The organism is Kitasatospora sp. NBC_01560 (genome assembly GCF_045208415.1).
Classification (GTDB): domain Bacteria; phylum Actinomycetota; class Actinomycetes; order Streptomycetales; family Streptomycetaceae; genus Kitasatospora.
On record NZ_CP109364.1, the window covers coordinates 1,999,589 to 2,024,387 of the forward strand.

At 75.3% G+C, this 24,799-nt stretch carries 22 protein-coding genes; 13 read left to right on the plus strand and 9 right to left on the minus strand.

Annotated features, from left to right (window positions below; translation table 11 throughout):
* Positions 1-70: 70 nt before the first annotated feature.
* Together OH807_RS08220 and OH807_RS08225 are read right to left on the minus strand one after the other, a co-directional pair.
* Positions 71-619: an NUDIX domain-containing protein gene (locus OH807_RS08220; RefSeq protein WP_406195757.1), complete on the minus strand. Its 549-nt coding sequence runs from the start codon at positions 617-619 to the stop codon at positions 71-73.
* Positions 620-658: 39 nt separating this feature from the next.
* Positions 659-1,669 (minus strand): NUDIX hydrolase, encoded by a 1,011-nt coding sequence (locus tag OH807_RS08225; RefSeq protein WP_406195760.1) that lies wholly within the window; start codon positions 1,667-1,669, stop codon positions 659-661.
* Between the two features lie 150 nt (positions 1,670-1,819).
* Here OH807_RS08225 and mmuM point away from each other — a divergent pair, with 150 nt between their 5' ends.
* From mmuM to OH807_RS08255, 6 genes are all read left to right on the plus strand, one after another.
* A complete protein-coding gene (gene mmuM / locus OH807_RS08230; RefSeq protein WP_406195763.1) occupies positions 1,820-2,791 on the plus strand; it encodes a homocysteine S-methyltransferase in 972 nt (323 codons plus the stop codon).
* A gap of 185 nt (positions 2,792-2,976) precedes the next feature.
* The gene (locus tag OH807_RS08235) at positions 2,977-3,741 is read left to right on the plus strand and encodes an IclR family transcriptional regulator (protein WP_406195765.1); all 765 of its coding nucleotides are present in this window, start codon (positions 2,977-2,979) and stop codon (positions 3,739-3,741) included.
* A 312-nt stretch (positions 3,742-4,053) separates the two neighbouring features.
* Entirely contained in the window at positions 4,054-4,773 is a 720-nt protein-coding gene (locus tag OH807_RS08240) for an MIP/aquaporin family protein (RefSeq protein ID WP_406195767.1), read from the plus strand.
* Positions 4,774-4,926: 153 nt separating this feature from the next.
* A complete protein-coding gene (gene glpK / locus OH807_RS08245) occupies positions 4,927-6,453 on the plus strand; it encodes a glycerol kinase GlpK (protein WP_406195769.1) in 1,527 nt (508 codons plus the stop codon).
* 152 nt (positions 6,454-6,605) lie between these two features.
* Complete coding sequence (locus OH807_RS08250) at positions 6,606-8,201, plus strand: FAD-dependent oxidoreductase (protein ID WP_406195772.1); 1,596 nt, start codon at positions 6,606-6,608, stop codon at positions 8,199-8,201.
* A 284-nt stretch (positions 8,202-8,485) separates the two neighbouring features.
* Complete coding sequence (locus tag OH807_RS08255) at positions 8,486-8,770, plus strand: hypothetical protein (protein WP_406195774.1); 285 nt, start codon at positions 8,486-8,488, stop codon at positions 8,768-8,770.
* Between the two features lie 12 nt (positions 8,771-8,782).
* Here OH807_RS08255 and OH807_RS08260 read toward each other — a convergent pair whose 3' ends face one another.
* Complete coding sequence (locus OH807_RS08260; RefSeq protein WP_406210794.1) at positions 8,783-10,171, minus strand: GntP family permease; 1,389 nt, start codon at positions 10,169-10,171, stop codon at positions 8,783-8,785.
* A 2-nt stretch (positions 10,172-10,173) separates the two neighbouring features.
* On the minus strand, positions 10,174-10,740 hold the full coding sequence (locus OH807_RS08265; RefSeq protein WP_406195777.1) for a gluconokinase: 567 nt from the start codon (positions 10,738-10,740) through the stop codon (positions 10,174-10,176).
* 236 nt (positions 10,741-10,976) lie between these two features.
* Here OH807_RS08265 and OH807_RS08270 point away from each other — a divergent pair, with 236 nt between their 5' ends.
* Both OH807_RS08270 and OH807_RS08275 read left to right on the plus strand, forming a co-directional pair.
* Complete coding sequence (locus tag OH807_RS08270) at positions 10,977-11,672, plus strand: FadR/GntR family transcriptional regulator (protein WP_406195779.1); 696 nt, start codon at positions 10,977-10,979, stop codon at positions 11,670-11,672.
* A gap of 160 nt (positions 11,673-11,832) precedes the next feature.
* The gene (locus OH807_RS08275; protein ID WP_406195783.1) at positions 11,833-12,228 is read left to right on the plus strand and encodes a hypothetical protein; all 396 of its coding nucleotides are present in this window, start codon (positions 11,833-11,835) and stop codon (positions 12,226-12,228) included.
* A 66-nt stretch (positions 12,229-12,294) separates the two neighbouring features.
* On the opposite strand, the gene OH807_RS08280 is transcribed toward OH807_RS08275, so the two are convergent.
* From OH807_RS08280 to OH807_RS08300, 5 genes are read right to left on the minus strand one after another with little or no spacing between them, the layout of a single operon-like run.
* Positions 12,295-13,059, minus strand: a complete 765-nt coding sequence (locus OH807_RS08280) for a metallophosphoesterase (RefSeq protein ID WP_406195785.1) — start codon at positions 13,057-13,059, stop codon at positions 12,295-12,297.
* A gap of 19 nt (positions 13,060-13,078) precedes the next feature.
* A complete protein-coding gene (locus tag OH807_RS08285; protein WP_406195787.1) occupies positions 13,079-17,665 on the minus strand; it encodes a hypothetical protein in 4,587 nt (1,528 codons plus the stop codon).
* Between the two features lie 37 nt (positions 17,666-17,702).
* On the minus strand, positions 17,703-18,578 hold the full coding sequence (locus OH807_RS08290; protein ID WP_406195790.1) for a hypothetical protein: 876 nt from the start codon (positions 18,576-18,578) through the stop codon (positions 17,703-17,705).
* Positions 18,575-18,730, minus strand: coding sequence for a hypothetical protein (locus OH807_RS08295; protein ID WP_406195792.1), 156 nt, complete (start codon positions 18,728-18,730; stop codon positions 18,575-18,577). Before OH807_RS08295 ends, OH807_RS08290 begins: the two co-directional genes overlap by 4 nt.
* Entirely contained in the window at positions 18,727-20,268 is a 1,542-nt protein-coding gene (locus OH807_RS08300) for a hypothetical protein (protein ID WP_406195795.1), read from the minus strand. The genes OH807_RS08295 and OH807_RS08300 overlap by 4 nt, the downstream gene beginning before the upstream one ends.
* Before the next feature lie 141 nt (positions 20,269-20,409).
* Here OH807_RS08300 and OH807_RS08305 point away from each other — a divergent pair, with 141 nt between their 5' ends.
* From OH807_RS08305 to OH807_RS08325, 5 genes are all read left to right on the plus strand, one after another.
* Positions 20,410-21,450, plus strand: a complete 1,041-nt coding sequence (locus OH807_RS08305; RefSeq protein ID WP_406195797.1) for an IPT/TIG domain-containing protein — start codon at positions 20,410-20,412, stop codon at positions 21,448-21,450.
* A 245-nt stretch (positions 21,451-21,695) separates the two neighbouring features.
* Complete coding sequence (locus OH807_RS08310; protein WP_406195799.1) at positions 21,696-22,250, plus strand: hypothetical protein; 555 nt, start codon at positions 21,696-21,698, stop codon at positions 22,248-22,250.
* Between the two features lie 116 nt (positions 22,251-22,366).
* Positions 22,367-23,143 carry a LamB/YcsF family protein gene (locus OH807_RS08315; protein WP_406195801.1) on the plus strand — a complete coding sequence of 259 codons (777 nt, stop codon included), beginning with the start codon at positions 22,367-22,369 and terminating at the stop codon, positions 23,141-23,143.
* 98 nt (positions 23,144-23,241) lie between these two features.
* Entirely contained in the window at positions 23,242-23,862 is a 621-nt protein-coding gene (gene pxpB / locus OH807_RS08320) for a 5-oxoprolinase subunit PxpB (protein ID WP_406210797.1), read from the plus strand.
* A 55-nt stretch (positions 23,863-23,917) separates the two neighbouring features.
* Positions 23,918-24,790 (plus strand): biotin-dependent carboxyltransferase family protein, encoded by an 873-nt coding sequence (locus tag OH807_RS08325; protein ID WP_406195803.1) that lies wholly within the window; start codon positions 23,918-23,920, stop codon positions 24,788-24,790.
* Positions 24,791-24,799: the final 9 nt, after the last annotated feature.

Genomic DNA, 24,799 nt, shown 5'->3' on the forward strand with positions numbered 1-24,799 from the left:
ATGTGAGCGGCCGGTGCGCCAGGGTCTGCCGGGCGGGCGCGCGCCTGGTCAGCCCGGTGCCGGTGACGGGTCAGCGGGGGGCGAACTCGCCGTTGAACCAGGACCGGGAGACGCGGGTGTGGAAGGGGAAGGCGAGGGGGGTCTCGGGGGTGGCGAGCTCCCAGCCGTCGGTCTCGTCGGTGGGCTCGGAGGGCGGGAGCTCGGCCAGCGGGCGGGCCGGGAGCAGGCCGAAGAGGCAGAGGAAGCCGCCGCGGGTGTCGGAGTCGGTGGCGACGAGGGTGATGTCGGAGGCCTCGGCCAGGATCCCGGTCTCCTCGCGGAGCTCGCGCACGCACGCCTGCTGCCAGCTCTCGCCGTAGTCGATGTAGCCGCCGGGCATGGCGAGTTCGCCGTAGCCGGGCTCGATGGTGCGGCGGATGACGACGAGGCGGGGTGCGGTGCTCGCCTGGACGATCGGGAGGAGGGTGACCACGACGGGGAGCGGGTTGCGGTAGCTGATCTCGGCGCAGCCGGGGCAGGTGCGGGGCCAGGCGTCGGTGCCCGGCGCGTAGGGCGTGCCGCACCAGTGGCAGTGGGAGTTCGGCCGGTTGCTCGTTCTGCTCACCTCTTGAGTGGTCATGGCGGGATGGTAGTGCGCGGGTGGGACCGGTGGCGCCGGTCAGCGGATCTCGTCCTCGCGGGTGGGCCGGAGGAGGGCGGGGTGGAGCAGCTGGGCGTCGCCGGCGTGGTAGGTGCGGGCGCGCGGGCCGCCGCGGGCGCCGCCGCGCTCGGTGGTGGTGCCGGTGCTCTCCACGAAGCCGGGGACGGAGAGCACCTTGCGGTGGAAGTTGCCGGGGTGGAGCTTCTCGTCCCAGACGGCCTCGTACACGGCGCGCAGCTCGGGGACGGTGAAGTCGTGCTGGAGGAAGGCGGTGGCCAGCGGGCTGTACTCGATCTTGGCGCGGGCGCGGTCGAGGGCGTCGGCCAGGATGCGGTCGTGGTCGAAGGCCAGGGTGATCGGCGCCGGGCCGGCCGGGTGGTCGCCCTCCGGGCGCGGGTCGGCGGGGTGGGGGCCGGTGGGCCCGTCGACGCCACCCCCGTGGGTGTCGACGGGCCCACCGGCTGCCGGTGACCGGCCGCCGGACGGCCGGAGTTCGAGGGCAGTGACGGGGTGCCAGGCCGCGGTCGCCGCGTCCGAGCCGGCCTCGGGGTCGGGCAGGTCGGGGGCGAAGGCCAGGTAGGCGACCGAGACCACGTGCATGCGCGGGTCCCGGTCGGGGGTGCCGTAGGTGCCGAGCTGTTCGAGGTGGATGCGGCTGAGTGCGGCCTCGGCGTCGGAGCTGCCGTGCAGGCCGGTCTCCTCGGCGAGCTCGCGGGCGGCCGCCTCGTCCAGGCCCTCCTCGCCGGCCCGCAGGAAGCCTCCGGGCAGCGCCCACGAGCCCTGGTAGGGCGGAGCGGCCCGCTCGACCAGCAGGACGTGCAGGCTGCCGTGGCGCAGCGTCAGGGCGACCACGTCGACGGTGACGGCCACGGGGGTGTAGGCGCGTGGATCGTAGGCGGCGAGCCAGTCGCGCTCGTCGATGCCGGGTGCCGCACCGCCGGGTGCTGCACCCGCAGCCGGCTCCGGACCGGGGCCGGTGTCGCCGCCCGGGTCGGTGCCGGTGTCGGCGGACGGCTGCTCCGCGGTCATGGCCGGCCCCTTCCGTGCGTGGTCGTCGTTCTCGGGATGAGCACAACGTAGCGATCCGTTGACTCTGCGGCAAATGATTTTCCCGACCGGCCCCGGCGCCGGGTTCCCTAGGCTGTGAGCAGGGGTTCCACGGCCCGGAAGGGGGCTTCGATGAGCGGGAACGGCTTCGCCGCGGCACTGGCCGCCGGTCCGCTGGTGCTGGACGGCGGGCTGTCGAACCAGTTGGCCGCGGCCGGGCACGACCTGACGGACGCGCTCTGGTCGGCGCGCCTGCTGGCGGACGATCCGGCGGCGCTGGTGGCCGCGCACCGGGCGTACTTCGAGGCCGGGGCGGAGGTCGCGATCACGGCCAGCTACCAGGCGAGCTTCGAGGGGTTCGCCCGGCGCGGGGTGGGCCGGGCGGCGGCGGCCGGGCTGCTGGCGCGCAGCGTGGAGCTCGCGCGGGAGGCGGCCCGGCAGGCCGGAGCGGCGCCGCCGGCGGCCGGGGCGGGCGGAGCTGCCGGTACGGCCGGGGCGACCGCGGCGGGCCGGCCGCGGTGGGTGGCCGCGTCCGTGGGCCCGTACGGCGCGGTGCTCGCGGACGGCTCGGAGTACCGGGGCCGGTACGGGCTGACGGTGCGCGAGCTGGAGGCGTTCCACCGCCCGCGCCTGGAGGTGCTGGCGGCGGCCGGGCCGGACGTGCTGGCGCTGGAGACGGTGCCGGACGCGGACGAGGCCCGCGCGCTGCTGCGGGCGGTCCGCGGGCTCGGGGTGCCGGCCTGGCTGTCGTACAGCGTGGCGGGCGGGCGGACCAGGGCCGGGCAGCCGCTGGCGGAGGCCTTCGCCCTGGCCGCGGAGGCGGACGAGGTGGTGGCGGTGGGGGTGAACTGCTGCACCCCCGAGGACGCGGACCGGGCGGTGGCGCCGGCGGCGCGGGTGACCGGGAAGCCGGTGGTGGTCTACCCGAACAGCGGCGAGGGCTGGGACGCCGGCGCCCGGGCGTGGCGCGGCGGTGCCACGTTCCGCGCGGACCGGGTGGGCGGCTGGCTGGCCGACGGGGCCCGGCTGGTCGGCGGCTGCTGCCGGGTGGGGCCGCGGGAGATCGGCAGGCTGGCCGCCGAGGTGGCGCGCGGTCGCAGCTGAACCCCCCGGGCGCCTCCCGCCGGACGGCAACCCGCCGATCGGCACCACCGTGCGCCACCTGCCGGACAGCACTTGCCGGGCGTCGTTACCGAGGGGGAAGGTGCACGGACCGGGGGCGGCCTGGCAGACTCGTGCCGTTACCACTGCGGTCGACAATGCCGACCGCCTGTCAGCGGAGGTACCGAATGCCCGGCCCGATCCAGTCGCTCTCCCGGGCCGCCGCGATCATGCGCCTCCTGGCCGGCGGCGAGCGCCGCCTCGGGCTCTCCGAGGTCGCGACGGCGCTGGACCTCGCCAAGGGCACCGCGCACGGCATCCTGCGCACCCTCCAGCAGGAGGGGTTCGTGGAGCAGGACCCGGAGAGCGGCAAGTACCAGCTGGGCGCCGAGCTGCTGCGGCTGGGCCAGAGCTACCTGGACGTGCACGAGTTGCGGGCCAGGGCCCTGGTCTGGGCGGACGACCTGGCCCGGGCGGCCGGCGAGACCGTCTATCTGGGGGTGCTCCACCAGCAGGGTGTGCTGATCGTGCATCACGTGTTCCGCCCGGACGACACCCGGCAGGTCCTGGAGGTCGGCTCGATGCAGCCGCTGCACTCCACCGCACTGGGCAAGGTCCTGCTGGCCTACGACCCGGTGGCCCGCGGCGAGCTGGGCCCGGGGCCGTTCGAGGCGTACACGGCGCGGACACTGACCGACTCGGCCGACGTGGACGCCGAGGCGGCGCTGACCCGGGAGCGGGGCTGGGCGGACTCGATCGAGGAGACCTGGGAGGGCGTGGCCTCGATCGGTGCGCTGATCCAGGACCGGCGGCGCAACCCGGTGGGCGCGGTCTGCATCAGCGGTGCGGTGGAGCGGGTCTGCGAGGACGGCTTCGTGAGGCCGTCGCTGGTCGCCTCGGTGCGCAGCGCGGCCCGGGCGATCTCCCGGGACCTGGGGGCCGGGCGGTTCTGACGGCGCGGCGCGCGGAGCCCGCGCCGGACATCTGACGTTCACGCTGAGGCGCGGACAGGCGGGTTGCCTGTCCGCGCCTTAGCGTTTTGTCCGTATTTAGGGATATCCGATTGGTAACTTCGAGTGAAGGGTCACAGCTGCGTAACCCGGCCTTGACGTGAAGGTGGCCCGGGGAGGAAGCTTCCGCATGACGGTCGACATTGTCGAACGATGGCCGAGCGAACCTCTCCCACAACGCGCTCACCCGCACAGTGATCGCTCGGTCACCTGCCCCCACCCGCACCTCCGGGCCATATGGACAAGGGAGTCTTTGTGTCCGCGTTCTCCACCGGCGACATCTTCGTCGGCGAAACCCTCGGCACCGCCGCCCTGATACTTCTCGGCGGCGGCGTCTGCGCCGCCGTGACGCTCAAGAAGTCGAAGGCCATCAACGCCGGCTGGCTGGCGATCACCTTCGGCTGGGGCTTCGCGGTGATGATCGCCGCCTACATGTCGGCCCCGAAGTCCGGCGCGCACCTGAACCCGGCCGTGACCCTGGCCCTCGCCGTGAAGTCCGGCGAATGGAGCGACGTCCCCGTCTACCTCGGCTCCCAGCTGCTCGGCGCGATGATCGGCGCCGTCCTCGTCTGGGCCACCTACCTCGGCCAGTTCCAGGAGAACAAGGAGCCGACCCTGGGCATCTTCGCGACGGGCCCCGAGATCCGGAACCCCGTCCAGAACCTGCTCACCGAGATCATCGGCACCTTCGTGCTCTGCTTCGGCATCCTCACCCAGGGCGTCAACAAGGGTCTGGGCGAGTCCGGCCTGGGCATCCTGATCGTGGCCTTCACCGTCGTCGGCATCGGCCTCTCGCTCGGCGGCCCGACCGGCTACGCCATCAACCCGGTCCGCGACCTCGGCCCGCGCATCGTGCACGCGCTGCTGCCGATCCCGAACAAGGGCGGCTCGGACTGGTCGTACGCCTGGATCCCGGTGGCCGGCCCGGTCGTCGGCGGTCTGCTGGCCGGCGGCCTCTACAACGTCATCTTCTAGAAGCGCCGTCTGCTGGAAGGGCCGTTTCCGGAATCACCGCCTTCGGGAAACGGCCGTCCTCCCGGGGCCAGGCTTAGCCCAGCCCGAGCACGGGGACCGACCGGACAGTCGGACCCACCCACCCGAATCCCCCATCTTGAGCCGAGGACCCTCATGACCTCCACTGGCACGGGCAACTACATCGCCGCGATCGACCAGGGCACCACGTCCAGCCGCTGCATCATCTTCGGTGCGGACGGCCGGATCGTCGCGGTCGACCAGCAGGAGCACCGGCAGATCTTCCCCCAGCCCGGATACGTCGAGCACGACGCCGCCGAGATCTGGACCCGGGTGCAGTCGGTCGTCCGCGGCGCGCTGGAGAAGGCCGGACTGACCAAGGACGACATCCGCGCGATCGGCATCACCAACCAGCGCGAGACCACCGTCCTGTGGGACAAGAACACCGGCGAGCCGGTGCACAACGCGCTGGTCTGGCAGGACACCCGCACCGAGGGGCTCTGCCGCGAGCTGGGCCGCAACGTCGGGCAGGACCGCTTCCGCCGCGAGACCGGCCTCCCGCTGGCCAGCTACTTCGCCGGCCCGAAGATCCGCTGGCTGCTGGACAACGTCGAGGGCCTGCGCGAGCGCGCCGAGGCCGGCGACATCCTGTTCGGCACCATGGACACCTGGGTGATCTGGAACCTCACCGGCGGCGTCGACGGCGGCAAGCACGTCACCGACGTCACCAACGCCAGCCGCACCATGCTGATGAACCTGCACACCCTGCAGTGGGACGACAAGATCGCCGAGTCGATGGGCGTGCCGCTGAACGTCCTGCCGGAGATCCGCTCCTCCGCCGAGGTCTACGGCGAGGCCGTCGGCGACCTGGCGGGCGTCCCGGTCGCCTCCGCGCTCGGCGACCAGCAGGCCGCGCTGTTCGGCCAGACCTGCTTCGACAAGGGCGAGGCCAAGTCGACGTACGGCACCGGGACCTTCCTGCTGCTGAACACCGGCGAGGACGTCGTCAACTCCTACCACGGCCTGCTGACCACCGTCGGCTACCGGATCGGCGACCAGAAGCCGGTCTACGCCCTGGAAGGCTCGATCGCCGTCACCGGCTCGCTGGTGCAGTGGCTGCGCGACCAGCTCGGCATCATCTCGACCGCCGCCGAGATCGAGACCCTCGCCAACACCGTCGAGGACAACGGCGGCGCCTACTTCGTCCCGGCCTTCTCCGGTCTGTTCGCCCCGTACTGGCGCTCCGACGCCCGCGGTGTGATCGCCGGCCTGACCCGGTACGTCACCAAGGGCCACCTGGCCCGGGCCGTGCTGGAGGCCACCGCCTGGCAGACCCGCGAGGTCGTCGACGCCATGCAGAAGGACTCCGGCGTCGAGCTCACCGCCCTCAAGGTCGACGGCGGCATGACCAGCAACAACCTGCTCATGCAGAACATCGCCGACGTGCTGAACGCCCCGGTCGAGCGCCCGTACGTGGCCGAGACCACCGCGCTCGGCGCCGCCTACGCGGCCGGCCTGGCGGTCGGCTTCTGGAGCGACCTGGACACCCTGCGGGCCAACTGGCACCGCGCCGCCGAGTGGACGCCGCGGATGGACGAGGCCACCCGGGAGCGCGAGTACAAGAAGTGGCTCAAGGCCGTGGAGCGCACCATGGGCTGGGTGGAGGAGGACGAGCAGGTCTGACCGCGAAGCCGGTCGGGGCCCCCGGGCCCCGACCGGCTTGCCCCCGTTCCACCGGCCCGCCGCACCGGGCCGACCGGCCTCTCCACAGGGGCCGCACCGCACACCGAGAGGAGTAACGGCGCCGCCCGACCCGCGGCGCCGTGACACACACCATGGCAACCATCCCGACCCTGGGTGCCGAGCGCACCGCCGGCCGCACCGCCTCCCGCGCCGAGACCCGCGAGCTGCTGGGCAAGGCCACCTACGACCTGCTGGTGATCGGGGGCGGCATCCTCGGCACGGCCGTCGCCTGGACCGCCTCCCAGGCGGGCCTGAAGGTCGCCATGGTCGACGCCGGCGACTTCGCCGGTGCCACCTCCAGCGCCTCCTCCAAGCTGGTCCACGGCGGCCTGCGCTACCTGCAGACCGGCGCGGTCAGGCTGGTCGCCGAGAACCACAAGGAGCGCCGCGCGCTCGCCACCGACGTCGCCCCGCACCTGGTCAACCCGCTGACCTTCTTCGTGCCGGTCTACAAGGGCGGCCCGCACAGCGCCCCGAAGCTCGGCGCCGGCGTCTTCCTCTACTCGGCGCTCTCCGCGTTCCGCGACGGCATGGGCCGGGTCTCCACCGCCGCGCACGCCGCCCAGCAGGTGCCCGCGCTGCGCACCGAGGGCCTGCGCTCGGTGGCCGTCTACGGCGACCACCAGATGAACGACTCCCGCGTCGCGGTGATGACGGTGCGCGCCGCCGTCGACGCCGGCGCCGTCGTCCTCAACCACGCCGAGGTCACCGGCCTGCGCTTCACCGGCGGCCGGGTCACCGGCGCGGACCTGAAGGACCGCCTCGACGGCACCGAGTTCGGTGTCAACGCCCGCCTGGTGCTGAACGCCACCGGCCCCTGGGTCGACCACCTGCGCACGATGGAGGACGCCGGCGCCGCGCCGTCGATCCGCCTCTCCAAGGGCGCGCACGTCGTGGTCAAGCGCCGCTCCCCGTGGCGGGCCGCGCTGACCATCCCGATCGACAAGTACCGCGTCTCCTTCGCCATCCCGTGGGAGGACCACGTCCTGCTCGGCACCACCGACGAGGAGTACACCGGCGACCCGCAGGACGTCCGGGCCACCGACGCGGACATCGACCAGATCATGGGCGAGGCCGCGCACGCCATCCGTGACGAGCACCTCGACCGCGACCTGATCACCTACTCCTTCGCCGGCCTGCGCGTGCTGCCCGGCGGCCCCGGCGACACCGCCGCCGCCAAGCGCGAGACCGTCGTCACCGAGGGCCGGGGCGGCATGCTCTCCGTCGCCGGCGGCAAGTGGACCACCTACCGGCACATCGGCCGCACCGTGCTGGAGAAGCTGGCCCACGTGCCCGGCACCAGCCTCGGCGAGGACATGTCCCCGATCGCCGCGACCGTGCCGCTGCCCGGCGTCGGCGCACCGAACGCCGTCGCGCACCGCCTGCTCATCGACCGCGAGCCCGGCTCCCGGATGGAGCCGCTCGTCGCCAGGCACCTGGCCAGCCACTACGGCACGCTCTCCTTCGAGATCGCCCGCATGATCGACGAGAACCCGGAGCTGGGCCGGCCGATCCACGAGGACGGTCCGGACGTCTGGGCGCAGGTCGCCTACGCCGCGGACAGCGAGTGGGCCTACACCACGGACGACGTGCTGCGCCGCCGCACCACGATGACCGTGCGCGGCCTGGACACCCCGGAGATCCGGAGCGAGGTCGACGCCTTCCTCGCGAAGCGCGGCACCAAGTAAGCAGCACCGAGTAGGCAGCACCGACCGAGCAGCACCGTGCAGTAGCCGCCGGCGAGCAGCCGCGGCGCGGGCGGGCGCCGCGAGGACTCGGAGGGCGGGCACCCCAGGGCTGGGGGCGCCCGCCCTCCGGCATTCCCGGGCTGCGGGGCGCGGCCGCGGGTCGGACCACCGCGCCCGCCCTGACCACGTGGCGCAGGTGGCGGTCCGGGGCCATCAGCACGCCGAGGTCCTCCAGCGGGTCGCCGTCGACGACGAGCAGGTCGGCGTGGGCCCCCGGCGCGAGGGTGCCCGAACCGCGGGAGCGGGCGCTGCCGGAGCTGGTGCCGCCGGGTGCCACCGCGGCGCAGGCCGCGGCGGCGGTCCTGGCCGCGCGGGAGGGGCTGCCGGCCCGGACCGCGGCGGGCGGCGAGGTCGCGGAGGACCTGCCGGCCGCGACCGCCGCCGTCCTCGGTGCGCTGCCGGGCCGAGCGGCCGGGAACGCGCCGAGGGCGGCACCCGGTGCGGGTGCCGCCCTCGGCGGTGCGGCGCGGTCACCGACGGCGGCAGCCGTCGGCGGTGACGCCGGATGACGCCGGATGACGCTAGATGACCAGGCTGAGCGGCATGATCAGGGCGATCGCGACCACCGAGATCACCGTCTCCATCACCGACCAGGACTTCACGGTCTGACCGACGCTCATCCCGAAGTACTCCTTCACCAGCCAGAAACCGGCGTCGTTGACGTGCGAGAAGAAGAGCGAGCCGGCGCCGATGGCCAGCACCAGCAGGGCCGCGTGGGTCGACGACATGCCGGCGGCCAGCGGGGCGACGATGCCGGCGGCGGTGATGGTGGCGACCGTGGCCGAACCGGTGGCCAGCCGGATCAGCACCGCGATCAGCCAGCCGAGCAGCAGCGCCGAGATGTGCCACTTGCCCGCCCACTCGCTGACGGCGTTGCCCACGCCGACGTCGATCAGCGTCTGCTTGAAGCCGCCGCCCGCGCCGACGATGAAGACGATGCCCGCGATCGGGCCGAGCGACCTGCCGACGGTGTCGGAGATCCGCTGCTTGGAGAAGCCCGCCGCCCGGCCGAGGGTCAGCATGCCCAGCAGGGTCGCGGCCAGCAGGGCGATCAGCGGGGAGCCGATGAAGTCGAACACCCGCTGCACCATCGCCTTGGGGTCGTCGACCACGACGTCGGCCAGGGCCTTGCCGAGCATCAGGACGACCGGCAGCAGGATGGTGACGAGGACGGCGCCGAAGCTCGGGGTGTGCTCGGGCTTCTCCGTCTCCGCCGGGGCGGTGGCCTGCGGGATCTCCAGCGGACCGACCCAGCGCTCGGCGACCCGGGCGAACAGCGGACCGGCGACGACCAGCGTCGGGACGGCGATCAGCAGGCCGAGGGCCAGGGTGATGCCGAGGTCGGCCTTGAGCGCGTCGACCGCCACCAGCGGGCCCGGGTGCGGCGGGACGAGCCCGTGCAGCACCGAGAGCCCGGCCAGCGCGGGGATGCCGATGCGCATCAGCGGGACGTTGCCGCGCCGCGCGACCAGCAGCACGATCGGGATCAGCAGGACGACCCCGACCTCGAAGAACAGCGGCAGGCCGAGCACGGCCGCGATCAGGGCCATCGCCCAGGGGAGGGCCCTGGGGCCGGAGCGCGACAGCACGGTGTCCGCGATGATGTTCGCCCCGCCGGAGTCGGCGAGCAGTTTGCCGAGCATCGCGCCCAGCCCGATCAGCAGGCCGACGCCCGCGACGGTGGCGCCGAAGCCCGTGGAGAAGCTGCCCAGCAGCTTGTCGAAGGGGGCTCCCGCCACCACGGCCAGCAGGGCCGAACCGAGGGTCAGGGCGAGGAACGGGTGCAGCTTCAGCTTGGTGATCAGCACCACGATGGCGCCGATGCTGAGCAGCACCGCGATCAGCAGCTGGGTGTCGCTGCTGGTGTGCGGCAGGGCCGGTGGGGCGGCCGCGAGCAGGGTGGGGGACAAGCTCACGCGAGGTCTCCATTGACGGGCCGCAGCAGCGCCACGGCCATCTCGACGAGGTCTTCGGGGGACGGGCCGACGTCCAGGACGGCGCCGCGCTCGTCCGCCCGGAGGGGTTCCAGGGCGGCGTACTGCGAGTCGAGCAGCGACGGCGGCATGAAGTGGCCGGTGCGGTGGGCGAGCCGGTCCTCGACCAGCTCGTGACCACCGCTGAGGTGCAGGAAGAACGCGCCCGGGCAGGCGGTGCGCAGGGTGTCGCGGTAACGGTGCTTCAGCGCCGAGCAGGTGACCACGCCGCCGGTGCCGGCCGCGGTCCGCTCCGCGAGCCAGCCGCCGAGGGCGCCCAGCCAGGGAGCGCGGTCCTCGTCGTCCAGCGGGACGCCGGCCGACATCTTGGCGATGTTCGCGGGCGGGTGGAAGTCGTCCGCCTCGGCATAGGGGAGGCCGAGGCGGTCGGCCAGGAGGCGGGCCAGGGTGGTCTTGCCGACACCGGAGACACCCATCACCACGACCGTGAGGGGGCCGGGGACGGTGGGTGCGGGGGTGTCGTGGTTCTCGACGCTGAGAGCCATGGGTGGTGCTCCTTCGTTGCCAGGCCGCCACTATCGCTCCAAAGATATGACGTATTCAAGTAGCGGAAACCAAATCGTCATACTTTTGAGCTGGCCGACCCGGGCGGCCGGGACGCCGGGAGTCGGCGCAGCGGGGGCCGGCACCGCAGGCGCGGCCGGGCGGGACCGCGCAGGACAGGGCCGGGCCCGGCGGGGCCGGGCGCGAGCCGCGGGGCTGTGGCGTCTAGGCTGGGCGGATGGAGATCCAGGGGCTGCCCGGCCGACTGCTCGCCGAGCTCGGACCGGCCATCGCGGCCGGCGAGATTCCCGAGGGCGCCGTGCTGCGCAGCGAGGACCTGGAGGAGCGGTTCGGGGTCTCCCGGACGGTCGTCCGCGAGGCGGTGCGGATCCTGGAGGGGATGCGCATGGTGGCGTCCCGGCGCCGGGTGGGCATCACCGTGCAGCCGAAGTCCGACTGGGACGTCTTCGACCCGCTGGTGATCCGCTGGCGGCTGGCGGGCAGCGACCGGCCGGCCCAGCTGCGGTCGCTCGGCTCCCTGCGGGTCGCCGTGGAGCCGGCCGCCGCCGCACTCGCCGCGGTGCACGCCGACGACGACCAGCGCCGTGAACTCAGCGCTCTGGCAGTCGAGTTGACGATGACGGCGCGGGCCGCCGACCTGGAGGCCTTCCTCCGGCACGACATCGCCTTCCACGCCACGGTGCTGAAGGCCTCCGGCAACGAGATGTTCGCCCACCTCGGTGACACCGTCGGGGCGGTGCTGACCGGCCGGACCGAGTACCATCTGATGCCCCATCAGCCGGAGCCGTACGCGATCCGGCTGCACCGGGAGGTCGCGGAGGCGGTCTGCGCGGGGGACGCCGAGCACGCGGAGCGGGCGATGCGCACGATCGTGACGGGCGCGCTGGAGGAGCTCAACCAGCAGCTGGGCTGAGGCCGCCCTGAGCGGTTCCGGAACAGATCACACCATTTGACGGCACTTCGGCGAATTCGGGCGCATGGTCCGGGTACGACGGGGCAGAGTGTGCGCAGGCGCGCATTCGTGCGCCCGTCCTGCACGCCCTGCCACCGTGGCCGCTCCTGGGGGTCGCCCGATGTCCGTCGCACGCCGTCGCCGCCGCCTGCCCGACGAGGTGCGGGCCGCCACCATCCGGGCGGTGCTCTGCCTCGCCTTCACGCTGGTCGGCCTGCTGGTCGCGACGCTGGCCTCGTACGCGGGCAGCTGGCTGCTGACGCCCGCGCTGATGGCGATGGGGCTCGGGGTGTTCGGCTGCATGTGGTGCCTGCTGGAGATCATGATCTCGCGTCAGGTCGCGGCCCAGCGGGCCCGCGGGCCGAACGCGGCCTCGCCGATGGCCGGCAGCCGGGCGGCCGGGCCCGCGCCGCAGGCGCGACCGCTCCCCCGCCCCGCCGCACCGCCGGGCAGCGGCCCCGCCGCCGGCGGCCCGGCCGCCCAGGGCACGCGGCAGCCGCGGGTGCCCTTCGCCTGACCGTTCTGGGCCTGACCGTCCTGGGCCCAGCCGTGCTGCGCGGGCCGCCGCGGGCCTGCCGTCCGGTCAGCCCCGGGGAACGGCCCGGTAGTGCGTGGTGAGCCCGCCGTCGCCCGCCAGCACGTGGAAGGCGAACATCGGCGGGTGGGTGAAGTCGATGCCCCGCCCGCCCTCGCAGGGCAGCGTGACGGTGGAGACCACACCGGGGGCGACCAGCAGCGGCAGGCCGGCGAAGGTGGTGGCCGCGGCGGTGTGGGAGTGGCCGCAGAGCAGCGCCGCCACCCGGGGGTGGCGGCGCAGCACGGCGGCGAGCCGTGCCTCGCCGAACTGGCGGATCCCGTCGACGGTCGGCGCGTGCAGGACCACCGGCGGGTGGTGGAAGGCCACCAGCGCCGGCAGGTCGGTGCGCCCGCCGGACAGTTCGGCGTCCAGCCAGGCCAGCGTCCCGTCGTCGAGCAGGCCGTCGGAGCGGCCGGGTATCGACGAGTCGAGCATCAGCACGTCGGCGCCGGGCAGCCGGTGCAGCCGGTTGACCGGGCCGTCCGCGGGGGCCTCGCCGAGCAGCCCCTCCCGGTAGGCCGCCCGGCTGTCGTGGTTGCCGGGGCAGATCAGCACCCGGTGCCGCGAGGCGAGCACCTCGGCCACCTGCGCGTACTCGGCGGGCAGGCCGTGGTCGGCGAGGTCCCCGGTGACGAGCACCGCGTCCAGCCGGCCGGGCAGGGCGTCGAGGTACGCCATCACCTGCTCGGCCCGCCGCCGGGCCCGCTTGCCGCCGTCCCCGTGGTGCTCCTGGCCGAGATGGATGTCACTGAAGTGAGCGATCGTCAGCATGGGGACCACCGTAGGCGGCTCATGCCTGCGCAGGAACCTCCGCCGGCCGCTTGAACATCCGGGTGGCGGTGATCTCGCCGTGGACGGCGGGACCGTCCGGGTCCGGCGCGGCGGGCAGGCCCGGGCGCAGGTGCTCCTCCACCGAGATGTACTTCAGGCCGGCCCTCAGGTCGGCGTCGTTGCGCAGCCGGATGACCAGCGGGAACTCGGCGAGCGCGGTGGTGTCGAAGAGCCCGGTGGTGTAGATCAGCTGGACGCCGAGCGCGTCGGCGACCGCCCGCTGGAGCTCCAGCAGGTAGGTGGCGTTGGCCCGGCCGATCGGGTTGTCGAGGAAGAGCGTGCCCGCGTGCCGCAGCTGGGACTGGCCCCGGTCGTTGGCGCGCAGCGCGGCCATCGTGCAGTAGAGCGCGATGGCGGCGGTGAGCAGCTGGCCGCCGGAGAAGACGTCGGACATCTGGCCGACGCCGACCCGCTCGGCGCGCAGCACGGCGTCCGGCTTGAGGATCTCGACGGAGACGCCGCGCGGTCCGATCGCGGCGGCGACGCCGCGCAGCAGCAGCGACATGCCGTCGCGGCGCAGGTCGCTGTTCTTCCGGACGGCGGCACGGGTCGCCTCGTCGATGACCTCGCCGAGGCGCTCGACGAGGGTGGCGTGGTCCGGGTCCTCGAAGCGGATCCGCAGGAACTCCTGGCCGGACCACTCCCCCAGGCCCTCGGGCAGGCGGGAGAGCCGCTGGGCGGCGCGCAGCGTGGTGAGCGAGGACTCCACCAGGCCGCGCAGCCGGTCGACGATCGAGCCGCGGTTCCTCTCCAGCTGGGCGAGCTCGTCGGTGAGCACGCGCAGCCGGGGGGCGAAGGCGGTGGCCCAGGCGGCGGCGTGGTCGGGCAGCGCGGCGGCGGGCAGCTCGCGGATCTGCTGGCGGGCCGGGGTGCGGACGGCCTCGTAGCGGGCCGCGTTGGCGTGCCGGACGAGTGCGTCGGAGGCGTCGCGGACGGCCAGTTCGGCGGAGGAGAGCTCGCCGGCCGCGGTGCGCAGGGAGCGGCGGGCCTCGGTGGCGGCGGTCCGGGCGTCGGCGAGGGTGCCGAGGTAGGGCTCGACGGGCCCGCCGTCCTCGTCGGGGTGCTCGCGCAGACCGTCGCGGAGCTGTCCGGCGTGCTCGTCGAAGTCGGCGGCGGCGGTCTGCGCCGCGTCGTAGGTGCGCTGCAGGTCGGCGTGGGCGGTGCGGGCGGTCTCGACCGTCTCGCGGCGCTCGGCGAGGCGGGTGGTGGCGGTGCGCAGCAGGAGCTGGGCGTGCTCGGGGTCGGTGGGGACGAGGTCCTCGGGCAGCTCGGTGTGCGCCTCGCCGTCGGCGGGGGCGGAGCGCTCGGCCTCGCCGCGCAGCCGGCCGAGCTGCTCGCTGGCGGTGGCGGAGCGGGCCTCGATGGTGGCGACCAGCTCCTCGGCGCGGGCGGCGGCGGCCTGGCGGGCGGGGCCGTCGGCGCCGTCGGGGCTGCCGAGCAGTTCCTCGGCCCGGGTGCGGACCTTGTTGGTGAGGCGGTCGAGCTCGGTCGCGGCGGCGGCCTCGTCGCCCTCGGCGCGGGCCTGCTCGGCGCGCAGGTCGGCGCCGACGCCGACCTTCTCGTAGAGCTGGGAGGCGGCGCGGTAGGCCTCGCGCAGGGCGGGCAGCGCGACGGGCGCGGTGTCGGCGGCGGGCTCCTCGGCCTGCTCGGCGGCGGGGATCTCGGCGCGTTCGGCGCGCAGTGTGCGGGCGGTGCGGCGGGCGTCGTCGGCGGCGCGCTGGGCGGCCCGGCGGTCCTCGTCGCAGGTGCGGGCGCGCTCGGCGCGGACGGCCTGGCGGCGGTCGCACTCGGTGGCGTCCTCGGCCAGTTCGCGCTGGCGGCGCGTCCACCCGGCGCGCTCGCGCAGCCGGAAGGCGAGGCCGGAGAGGGCGTCGGCGCGGCGGCGGGCGCGCTGGGCGGCCTCGCGGTGCTCCTCGTGGGCGGCGGCGGCCGCGGCGTGGTCGGTCTCGGCCTCGTCGTGGTCGGAGCGCAGGGTGGCGAGGGCGGCGGCGGACTGCTCGGCGTGCTCGCGGGCGGCCTCGTGGGCGGCGGCGAGTTCGGCGAGGGTGCCGGGCGGGCAGCTGGCGTGCCAGGAGGCGAGGCGGGCGGCGAGGGCGCGGTCGCCGCCGAGGCGGGCGGCGAGTTCGCGGATGTGCTCCTCGCGGGCGGTGGCGCGGGCGCGCAGTTCGCGGCGCTCGCCGTCGGCGGCGGACTCGTCGTGCATGGCCGGGTTCGGCGGGACGAGGAAGAACGCGGGCTCGCCGGTGATCGGGGCGATCAGCGCGGCGGCGGCGCCGACGGCCACCGTGGAGCGCGGCAGCAGGGCGGCGCTCTGCAGGGCCTCGCGGGCCCGGTCGAGGGAGTTCGGGTCGGTGACGACCACGCCGTCGACGAGTTCGGGGCGGGCGGCGAGGATCGCCTCGTGGTCGGCAGGGTCGACGGACTGTGCGAGGTAGCGCCAGCCGGGCAGGGCGGGGATGCCGTGCTCGGCGAGGTACTCGACGGTGGCGAGGACGTCCGGGCCGGGCGGCAGCAGGCCGCCGTCGCCGAGGGCGGCGAGGATGCGGGAGTCGTCGGCGGCGGCGGTGCGCAGGTCGAACAGGGTGCGCTCGGCGGTGGCGATGGCCTCGTCGAGGAGTTCGCGCAGGTACTCGGCGCTGCGGTCGAGGACGGCGGGGGTCAGGAAGCCGGCGTCCTCCTCGGCGCCCGCGCCGTCCTCGCTCCAGTCGGTGGGGGCGGGGGTGAGCGCGAGCAGGTCGGCGAGGCGGGGCTCGGTGGCGAGCAGGGCGGCGGTGCGCTGCTCGGCGGCGAGCGCCCGGGCGGCGGCCTTGCGGGCGTCGTGGGCGCGGGCGGCGGCCAGTTCGGCGCGGCCGGCGGCGCCGGCGGACTCGCGCAGCCGGGCCGCGGCGGACTCGGCGGCGGTGCGGGCCCGGGCGAGGGCCGCGCTCGCGGTCTGCTCCACGTCGGCGGCGTGCAGGGCGGCGCGGGCCGGGTCGACGTCCCCGTCGGCGTCGATGAAGCCGGCCCGGACGGCCGCCTCGGTCTCCTGCTCGACCTCGGCGAGGCGCTGGCGCAGGTGGTCGGCCTCGCTGCGGGCCTTCTGGGCGGCGGTGGCGGCCTCGGTGGCGTCGGTCTGGGCCTTGGCGCCGTCGGCCTGGAGCTCGCCCGCGCGCAGTTCCTCGGTGTCGGCGCGGGTCTCGGCGGCCGCGGCGGCGGCTTCGAGGGCGCGGGCCAGCGCGGCGGCGGCCCGGGCGCGGGCGGCCAGCGCCGGGGCGGCGTCGAGCTCGGCCTCGCGGATCGCGACGGCGACCCGGGCGACCCGGTCGGCGGCGGCGCGCTGGCGCAGCACGGTCTCGGCGGCCTGCCAGGCGGAGTGCAGGGTGCGGGCCTCGATGAGCTCGCGGCGCAGGGCGGCGGCCTCGGTGGTGGCGGCGGCCAGGCCCAGGGTGGCGTGCCGGTGGGTGAGTTCGGCGGTGATCAGGGTGTGCCGGGTGCGGTCGGCCTCGGCGGCGGTGACGGCGCTCGCGGCGGCGGCGACCTCGATGGAGAGGTCCTGGGCGCGGTCGCGTTCGGCGGCGGCGCGGGAGCCGAGGGCGTGGGCGAGGCGGCGGGTGCGGCGCTCGGCGGTGCGGTGGGCCTCGCGGACGCCCTCGCGGACGGTGGTGGACTCGGCGATCCGCTCCAGCAGGTCGAGCGAGCCGGCGGTGAAGTCGCGTTCGGCGGTGAGTTCGGAGCGGCGGCCGAGCTTGGCGGCGAAGCCGTGGACGAGGTCGGCCAGGCCGTCGGTGTCGCGGGTGTCGGTGACGGCGCGCAGCAGCAGGTCGGTGAAGTCGCTGTCGTGCTTGACCGCGAAGAGGCCGGCCGCCTCGCCCTCGTCGGCGTTCATCTCGCGCTGGTAGCGGAAGAGTTCGGGGTCGAGGCCGAGGTCGCCGAGGTGCTCCGTCCAGCGGTCGTGGCCGTCCTCGAAGACCAGGTCGAGGTGGGGGTGGGCCTTGCCGGCCTCGGTGAGCGCGTCGCGGAAGCCCTTCATGGTGCGGCGGCGGCCGCGGGCCTTCTGGTCGCCGGCGAGGCTGACCCGCTCGGCGACGGGCAGCGAGTCCAGGGTGAGGCCGGCGCCGGGGCGGAAGGAGTACCAGGTCTCCGCGAACTTGCGCGGGTCGGAGGAGACCTGGCGGCCGCGCCACTCGCTGACCTTGCCGACCACGATCAGCTCGCCGGTGACGGTGTGCTGCCACTCCAGGGCGACGTGGCCGCAGTCGTCCGCGAGCAGGAACTTGCGCAGCACGCCGGAGCTGGCGCCGCCGAGGGTGTTGCGGTGGCCGGGGAGCATCACCGAGAAGATCAGCTTGAGCAGGACGGACTTGCCGCCGCCGTTCTCCAGGAAGAGCACGCCGGCCGGGGCGGGGCGGCGGACCGGGCCGTCGGCCTCCTCGCCGAAGAGACCGATCTGCTGCGGGGCCGGGTCGGCGACCGGCTCGCCGACGCCGCGCAGGTCGAGCACCGTGTCGGCGTAGCGCGCGCCGGCCGGTCCGATCGAGTAGAGGCGGACCCGGTTGAGCTCGTACATGTGCGGCGGTTCTCCAGTGCGGGTGGTTCGGGAGGGCTCAGAGCGAGTGGAACGGCAGGCCGGCGTCGGCGACCAGCTCGTCGCCGGTGTCCGGCGGCAGCAGGCTGGCGGTGCCGTCCGAGACCGGGACGATGCCCAGGTCGAGGAGTTCGGCCATGGCGGCGCTGCCGGCGAGGTCGCGGACCTGGAGCTGGTAGCGGGCGGTGGTGCGGTAGGTGCCGCCGGAGTCGTCGGAGGTCTTCTGCAGGAAGCCGGAGTCGACCAGGAACATCACGGCCTTGGCGACGATGCCGATGGTCGAGCCGGAGAGCCGGCGGGCGTCCTTGGTGGCCCCGGTCGCGGTGCGGCGGGCCCAGACCCGCCAGGCGGCCTCCAGCCCGGGCGCGTCGCTCTGCGGGTCGGTGTTGGCGCCCTCGGCCTCGGCCTGCTCCTCCAGCCGGCGGCAGGCCTGGCGGACGAAGGAGTCGACGCCGTTGACGGTGATCCGGCCGAGGTAGCCGTCGTCGGCGAGGTCCTCCGGGCGGGGGAAGGCCATCGCGGCGACGGCGAGGTGGGCCAGGCCGTGCAGGAACCGGTCGGTGGACTCGGAGGCGGCGCGGCGCGAGTAGTCGCCCATCCGGACGGCGAAGACGGAGTCCTCGGCGGCGGCGACGGCCATGCCGGCGCGCGGCGAGACCTCCAGCACGACCAGGCCCATGCCGGTGGCGACGGCGTCGGCGAGCCGGGCGAACGGCGGGTCCTCGCGGTGGCGGCGGACCAGCTCGGCGTACTCGGCGTCGCGGGCGGGGAGCAGCTTGGCCTGGAGCCCGAACGAGACCAGCCGGGCGGCGTCGGCGACGTCCGCCGGGGTGATCGCGGCGGGTGCGGCGGGTTCGCTCTCGGGCGCCCAGGACGTGTCGTGGTGGGTCGTCACGGGCGGTGCTCCTCGGGGGTGTTGCTGCTGGTGCGGCAGATCTGACGGTACGTGGTGCGGGGCCCGGTGCGGGGTCCGGTGGACGGATCGGTGCGGGGCCCGGTGGACGGATCGCTGCGCGGATCGGTGCGGCGGGCCCGGGGGATCGTCAACCGGCGTCCTTGCGGTCGGCCGCCATGCCGGCCGCGTCGAGCAGGGCGCTGCCGACGACGAGGTCGGCGCCGCCGAACTCCGGATCGTGCAGCACCGTGCCGTCGTCGACCGCGAAGAGCAGCCGCTCCTCGCCCTGGCGGTAGGCGGTGCCGACCGGCGGGCTGGCCGCGTGGACGGCGAGCAGGGCGACGAGGTACGGCAGCTCGGGGTCACGCCTGCGGGCGTCGGCGAGCAGACCGGAGAGCCGGCGCGGCGCGTCGGCCGGCAGGTCGAGCAGCTCCAGCGCGGACTCCAGCTGGGCCTCGGAGAACCGGCTGTCGTCCGGGGTGGCGACGAGGTCCGGGTCGGGCAGCTCGGCGCCCAGGTGCTCGCGCTCGACGGGCGGGGTGAGCAGCAGGTCGACCAGGTCGGCGACCCGGACCGAGACGGGGGTGCGCAGGCCAATGCCGCGGGCGAAGAAGGCACCGGTGGGCCGGACGGCCTGCTCCACCGGCAGGCGCAGCACGGGTGCGAGCAGCTGGCCGTAGAGGTCCAGGCCGCTGCGGGCGCCGGGCGCGGCGAAGGCCTGGCGGTCCTGCTCGGCGCGGAACAGCGGGCCGGCCTCCAGCAGGCGGGTCTGCAACTGGGTGTGGCGGCGGATGCAGTCCTTGACGATGTCGACCAGCTCGGCGGCGCGGCGCTTGTGCTCGGGCTCCTCGGCCTCGTCGCGGGCCTTGCGGATGTTGGTGAGAATCGCGTTCTCGTGCCGGTAGCGGTCGGCGATGTGGTCGAGCGCCTCGTCGATCAGGTCCGGGACGGCCTGCATCCAGTCGACGGCGCGCACGTTGCGCCGGGTGGCGTCAAGGGCGCGGCGCAACGTCTCGGCGTACTGGACGGTGCGGTAGCGGGCCTGCTCGGCGGCGAGCTGCGCGTCGGCCAGGCGGCCGCGCCGGATCAGCACCTCCAGCTTGACCTCGGCGGCGATCTGGGCCGAGGTGACGTCGGTGTCGAGGGCGCCGACCAGGACGTTGACCGCCTCGTCGGTGGTGCGCAGGTAGACGCCGCCGTCCGGGCCGGGCACCTCCTCGATCAGCTTGAAGTCGTAGTCCCGGCGGACGTACGCGCCGTCCGCGCCGAAGGTGCCGTAGACGGCGCGGAAGCCGCGGTCGACACTGCCGACGTTGATCAGCGACTCCAGCACCCAGCGGGCGACCCGCTCGTGCTCGGCGGTCGGCCGGGTGGAGGCCTGGGCGGCGACCCGGGGCAGCAGCCGGGCGAGCACTATGTCGCGGTCGGCCCCGGTGTCGAAGTCCATGTTCAGCGTGACCAGGTCGATCGCGGCGAGGCCGACCTCGGCCATCGCGTAGCCGCCGTACTCGCCGGCCAGCATGCCCTTGCGGCCGTCCAGGTCGTGCAGCGGGGCGGTGCAGGCCAGCGCCTTGAGCCGGCGGGCCAGGCCCTCGTCGGCGGCGGGGCCGGGCGCGGGCCGCGCGGCGGCGGCGGGCCCGGCGGGCGGCCGGGGCCCGTACTCGGTGGGCGGGTCAGCGATGGCGGTCACGGTGGACAAGATTAGAGGCAGGTACCGACTTCGACCGAAACGGACCTTTCGGGCGGTCCCGGGCCACGGGCCGGCGGCGCAATAGAACCCGCTTTCGAGAAAACCTCGGCGGGGCGAACTCGGGCCCGCCATGATGCTCATATGATCACCAGACTGGTACGAGGCGGCGTGACCGCCGCACTGGCCGTGACCACCCTCACCGCGGGGGCAGCTGCCACCGCCACCGCTGCCACCACCGCCGCGGGCACCGTCAAGCCGGCGGTCGCCGGTCCGAACGTGACCGTCACCCAGGCCGGGAACTACCCGATCTTCCCGGTCGACAACACCAACTTCTCGGTGACCTGGAAGTCCTCGGGCACCACCGACCTCACCGGGGTCACCCACCTCACCGTCGAACTGCCGGCCGGCCTCACCACCAGCGGCGCGATGATCACCTCCTTCCAGGACTACACCTTCACCCAGACGATCTCGCCCGACGCCCGCCGGCTGGACGCCTTCTTCACCGGCAACCGCGCCCCGGGGCGCAGTGAGTTCATGAAGGTGTTCGTGCAGTCCCACGGCACCAAGCCGGCCGGCACGATCAAGGTGACGGCCGCGAACCGGAACGACGCGGACCCGTCCGACAACGTCTCGACCTACCTGCTCGGCAGCGGTCCGCAGGCCCCGGCCACCCAGGCCGCCCCGGCGGTCACCGGCATCGGCACCACGACCGGCCCGGGCGCCGGCGGCACCGCCGTCACGCTGACCGGCAGCAACCTGGACAACGGCTTCGTCCTGGTCGGTGGCTCCGTCGCGGCCGGCAGCTGCACCAGCACCGGCTGCACCGTGACCACCCCCGGCGGCTCGGGCAGCACGCCGGTCACCGTGGTCACCCCCGGGGGCTCCGCGGCCGCCGGCGCGTTCGACTACACCGGCGCCGCTCCCCCGGCACCGCCGGCCCCGGCGGTCACCGGTCTGACCACGGCCACCGGCCCGGCCGGGACCCAGATCTACGTCCAGGGCACGAACCTGGCCTCCGGCACGGTGTCCTTCGGCGGGGTCCCGGCGACCCGCTCCTCCTGTGGCGCGTCGCTGTGCTCGGCGACCGCCCCGGCGGGCACCGGCGTGGTCGACGTGACGGTGACGACGGCGGGCGGGACCAGCGCCGTGGTCGCCGCGGACCGCTTCACCTACACCGCATAGCAGCCCGGCCCGCGCACCCCGCGCGGCCGGCCGGACACCTCGGTGGCCGGGCACGATCCCCGTGCCCGGCCACCGGCGTTTCCGGGGGGGCGGAGCGGACTGCGGGGCCGGGCCCCCGGCCCCGGCCGGCAGGCTTCCGGAGCGCCGCACACCCCTGAGTTGAACACGTTCAATTCACCGGTCTGGAGTCGCGCCGTGCAGGTGGGACAAGAGCCCGCCTGGTCTTCGGCATGGAGGTTTGCGCGATGGACACCGATTCCGGGGCGGTCCTGCGGCGGGTGCGGCGCTGGCTGTGGGCGTTCGTGGTCTGCCTGGTCCTGAGCGGCCTGACCGCCTTCCCGCTGGAGGCCGAGACGCGGTGGGCGGCGGAGTTCGCCACCGGCCCCGCCGCTCCCCTCACCGACCACCTGCCGGCCCTGACCGACTGGCTCGAACGGGCACGCGACGGCGTCGCCGCCACCAACGCCCGCTACCCGTTCCTGGCCTACGGCACCGACTGGCTGGCCTTCGCCCACCTGGTGATCGCCGCCGCGTTCTGGGGCCCGATCAAGGAGCCGGTGCGCAACATCTGGGTGATCCGCTGGGCCGTCCTGGCGTGCGCCGGAGTCATCCCCTTGGCCCTGATCTGCGGCCCGCTCCGGGGCATCCCGCTGGGCTGGCGATTCATCGACATGTCGTTCGGCATCGTCGGTGTCGTCCCGCTGCTGATCGTGCTGCGCGCACTGCGCCCGCTGGAGCGGGCCGCCCTCGCCGACGGCGCCCGCACCCCGGCCGACGGCGGGGCCGCCACCACCGGCTGAGCCGTCCGGGGGACCACCCGGGTGCCCGTTCCACCGGGGCACCCGGGCCGCGCGGCACCGGCGGCGACACACAGGCCCTACCATCTGGCTCAACAGCTGCTGGAGGGCGGACGGGCGTGGCCGATGCGGTGATCGATCTCAATGCGGACCTCGGCGAGGGGTTCGGGCGGTGGACGCTGACCGATGACGAGGCCCTGCTCTCCGTGGTGACCAGCGCCAACGTCGCCTGCGGCTTCCACGCCGGGGATCCGTCCACCATGCGCCGGGTCTGCGCACTGGCCGCCGAGCGCGGCGTCCGGATCGGCGCGCAGGTCTCCTACCGGGACCTCGCCGGCTTCGGCCGCCGCGCGATGGACGTCCCCGCCGAGGAGCTCTCCGACGAGATCGCCTACCAGATCGGCGCCCTGCAGGTCTTCGCCCGCGCGGCCGGCTCCCGCGTCTCCTACGTCAAACCGCACGGCGCCCTCTACAACCGGGTGGTCGCCGACTCCGAGCAGGCCGAAGCGGTGGTCGCCGGCGTCCTCCGGGCCGGGGCGGTCTGCGACGGCCCGCTGCCGGTGCTCGGCCTGCCCGGCTCCCGCCTGCTGGCCGTCGCCGAAGGCGTCGGGCTGCCCGTGGTCACCGAGGCCTTCGCCGACCGCGCCTACACCTGGGCCGGCACGCTGGTGCCGCGCCGCGAACCGGACGCCGTGGTGCACGACCCCGAGCAGGTGATCACCAGGGCCGTCGGCATGGCCCGGGACGGCGTGGTGGAGGCCGTCGGCGGCGAGCCCATCGCGGTCGAGGCGCGCTCGCTCTGCGTCCACGGCGACACCCCCGGCGCCGCCCAGCTCGCCTGGCGGATCCGCGGCGCGCTCGCCTCCGCCGGCGTCCGGGTGGAGGCCTTCACGTGACGGTGGCGGGGGGCACCGCCGCGGCAGCCGGCAGCGCCGCCCCGGCGGCGGCAGGGCAGGCAGCGGCAGGGCGGGCGGACGACGCCGGGGCGCCGGAGATCCGGCCGGTCGGGGCGGCCGCGCTGCTGGTCGAGGTCGCCGGAACGGCCGAGGTGGCCGCCCTGTACGCGTGGCTGCGCGAGCGGCAGGCGGCCGGCGAGCTCCCCGCCGTCGAGGAGATCGTCCCCGCCGCCCGGACCGTCCTGCTGGACGGGGTGGCCGACGTCCGCGCCCTGACCGCGCTGCTGCGCACCGCCCGCCCGACCGCCGCCGGCCCGGCCGCGGGCCCGCTGCTCGACGTACCGACCGTGTACGACGGCGCGGACCTCGCCGAGGTGGCGGAGCTCTGGGGCGTCTCCCCCGAGGCCGCCGTGCGGATCCACACCGGGCCCGAGTACGTCGTCGCGTTCTGCGGCTTCGCGCCCGGCTTCGGCTACCTGACCGGCCTGCCGGAGCAGTACGCCGTGCCGCGTCGCGCCACCCCGCGCACCGGCGTCCCGGCCGGCTCGGTCGCCCTCGCCGGCCCCTACACCGGCGTCTACCCGCGCTCCTCCCCCGGTGGCTGGCAGCTCCTCGGCCGGACCGGCCTGCCGCTCTGGGACACCGCACGCGACCCGGCCGCCCTGCTCGCCCCCGGCGTGCGGGTGCGGTTCACGGCCGTGCGCGGCGGCCGTGGCTGAGCCGGCGGGCAGGGACGGGCCGGCCGGAGCGGCGGCGGCCGGGTCCGCCGGCGGGGTGGGCACGGGGACGGTGCTGGAGGTCGTCCGCCCGGGCCCGCTGACCACCGTGCAGGACCTCGGGCGCCGCGGCGTCGCCCACCTCGGCGTGCCCCGGGCGGGCGCGCTGGACGCGCCGGCCCTGCGGGCCGCCAACCGGCTGGTCGGCAACGAACCGGGCGCGGCCGCGCTGGAGACCACCCTCGGCGGGGTGGCCGTGCGCGCCGACGGGCCGGTGCTCGTCGCCGTCACCGGTGCGCCCTGCGAGGTGCGGGTGAACGGCCGGCCGGCCGCCTGGGGTGCACCGGTGGCCGTCCCGGCCGGCGGGCTGCTGGAGGTCGGCGCGGCCGTCCACGGCGTCCGCGGCTACCTCGCGGTCGCGGGCGGAATCGCCGTGCCGCCGGTGCTCGGCAGCCGCTCGGCCGATCTGCTCTCCGGGCTCGGCCCGGCCCCGCTGGCCGGCGGCGACCGGCTGCCGGTCGGCCCCCGCCCGGCGTACCGGCCGCTGCCCGAGCTGGTGCCGCTGCCGGCTCCGCCCACCGAGCTGGTCCTGCGCCTGCAGCTCGGCCCGCGCGCGGACTGGTTCGCCCCGCAGGCGGTGGCCCGGCTGGCCGGCGCCCCCTACCGGGTGGCACCGGCCAGCAACCGGATCGCCCTGCGGACCGACGGCCCGGCGGTCCCCCGGGCCCGCGCCGGCGAGCTGCCGAGCGAGGGGATGGTGCTCGGCGCCGTCCAGATCCCGCCCGACGGCCTGCCGGTCGTCTTCCTCGCCGACCACCCGACGACCGGCGGCTACCCCGTCCTCGGCGTCGTCCCGCCCGCCGACCTCGCCGCCGCCGCCCAGGCCCGCCCAGGGACGCCGGTCCGCTTCGTTCCGATGCGGGGGCGGTAGCGCCTCCCG

Bases quoted from the DNA above. Each gene is read 5' to 3' on its own strand.
- OH807_RS08220 (WP_406195757.1), bottom strand. From the start codon at position 619: ATGACCACTCAAGAGGTGAGCAGAACGAGCAACCGGCCGAACTCCCAC.
- OH807_RS08225 (WP_406195760.1), bottom strand. From the start codon at position 1,669: ATGACCGCGGAGCAGCCGTCCGCCGACACCGGCACCGACCCGGGCGGC.
- mmuM (WP_406195763.1), top strand. From the start codon at position 1,820: ATGAGCGGGAACGGCTTCGCCGCGGCACTGGCCGCCGGTCCGCTGGTG.
- OH807_RS08235 (WP_406195765.1), top strand. From the start codon at position 2,977: ATGCCCGGCCCGATCCAGTCGCTCTCCCGGGCCGCCGCGATCATGCGC.
- glpK (WP_406195769.1), top strand. From the start codon at position 4,927: ATGACCTCCACTGGCACGGGCAACTACATCGCCGCGATCGACCAGGGC.
- OH807_RS08250 (WP_406195772.1), top strand. From the start codon at position 6,606: ATGGCAACCATCCCGACCCTGGGTGCCGAGCGCACCGCCGGCCGCACC.
- OH807_RS08265 (WP_406195777.1), bottom strand. From the start codon at position 10,740: ATGGCTCTCAGCGTCGAGAACCACGACACCCCCGCACCCACCGTCCCC.
- OH807_RS08270 (WP_406195779.1), top strand. From the start codon at position 10,977: ATGGAGATCCAGGGGCTGCCCGGCCGACTGCTCGCCGAGCTCGGACCG.
- OH807_RS08275 (WP_406195783.1), top strand. From the start codon at position 11,833: ATGTCCGTCGCACGCCGTCGCCGCCGCCTGCCCGACGAGGTGCGGGCC.
- OH807_RS08280 (WP_406195785.1), bottom strand. From the start codon at position 13,059: ATGCTGACGATCGCTCACTTCAGTGACATCCATCTCGGCCAGGAGCAC.
- OH807_RS08285 (WP_406195787.1), bottom strand. From the start codon at position 17,665: ATGTACGAGCTCAACCGGGTCCGCCTCTACTCGATCGGACCGGCCGGC.
- OH807_RS08305 (WP_406195797.1), top strand. From the start codon at position 20,410: ATGATCACCAGACTGGTACGAGGCGGCGTGACCGCCGCACTGGCCGTG.
- OH807_RS08310 (WP_406195799.1), top strand. From the start codon at position 21,696: ATGGACACCGATTCCGGGGCGGTCCTGCGGCGGGTGCGGCGCTGGCTG.